Source organism: Sedimentibacter sp. B4, assembly GCF_000309315.1.
Lineage (GTDB): Bacteria > Bacillota > Clostridia > Tissierellales > Sedimentibacteraceae > Sedimentibacter > Sedimentibacter saalensis.
Genome location: NZ_CANG01001054.1, coordinates 1 through 272 on the forward strand (window position 1 = coordinate 1; position 272 = coordinate 272).

The following is a 272-nucleotide window of genomic DNA, read 5'->3' on the forward strand; positions in this document are numbered from 1 at the left end:
AGCTTCTCGATCGCCTCGGCGATGGACGCCCCGGGCCCGGCGATCTCCGCGACGATCGCGTCCTGCTCCGCTGCCATCCGGGCGAGCTCCTCCAGACCCCACTCGTACGTCTCGTCCAGGTCGACAGCCGCGCCGACGAACATCCGGGACCACAGCCCGTACCGGTCGGGTCCGACGGCGTCCTCGGCGGGCGCCCGGCGATCAACTCGTCCTCGAGGAAGGTGACCAGTTCGCCGTATGCCGCCGCGGCCTTGCGTCCGGCCATCGCGAGG

1 protein-coding gene is annotated in these 272 nt (G+C 71.7%); it reads right to left on the reverse strand.

Annotated elements, in window-relative coordinates; genetic code table 11:
- Positions 1-239 (reverse strand): DUF885 family protein (locus BN358_RS21655; protein WP_306461339.1); only part of this gene is annotated, 239 nt, incomplete at its 3' end.
- Positions 240-272: the final 33 nt, after the last annotated feature.